Raw genomic sequence first — 627 nt, 5'->3', positions numbered from 1 at the left:
CCGCGGCGGACAGCAGGGCGGCGTGCGCGGCGTCGGCGCGTCCCGGGCGGACCTCAGTCCGGCCAGGTCGGGCTCGGGCTCCGCCGCCGCGGCGATCAGCTCCGGGTCGGCGAGCTGGGCGTCGACGGCGGCGCGCTCCCGGTCGAGCGCGCGGAGCCGGTCGGCCTTCTCCTCCTGCTCCGGCCGCGGGGCGGACCGCCGCGCGGGCGTCCTCGATCCCGGCGAAGCCTCCTCGGCGGCTCCGCCCGCGGCCCGCGCCCGGCCGTCTCCAGTTCGTCCTCGGCGTTCCGCTCCCGCCGGGTGGCCTCCGCGGCCTCCCGGAGCAGCCCGGCCTCGTCGGCCAGCCGCTCCAGCCGGGCGGCCAGCGTCGGGTCCTCCCCCCTGGCCTCGTCCAGCCGGGCGGTCAGCAGGCCGATGTCCGCGGTGGCCTGCTCCAGGTTCGTCCGGCGGACCGACAGCTCCACCGCCAGCTCCCGCGACCTCTCCCGCAGCTCTTCCAGCTCGGCGGCCAGCCGCTCCGCCTCGGCTTCGAGGCCGGGCACGGCCCCGGCGGACTCCTGGAGCTCCTCCAGGGTCCGCTCCGCCCGCCGGAGCGCCTCCGCCGCCCGGCCCGCGGAGGGCTCGGGG

At 80.7% G+C, this 627-nt stretch carries 1 pseudogene; it reads right to left on the bottom strand.

Features of this window, described 5'->3' with window-relative positions:
- Positions 1–95: 95 nt before the first annotated feature.
- A pseudogene (locus ACWJ6R_RS37690) lies at positions 96–627 on the bottom strand (hypothetical protein); the annotation flags it as partial.

The organism is Planomonospora algeriensis (assembly GCF_977012225.1).
This window is presented reverse-complemented; position numbering and strand designations above follow the sequence as displayed.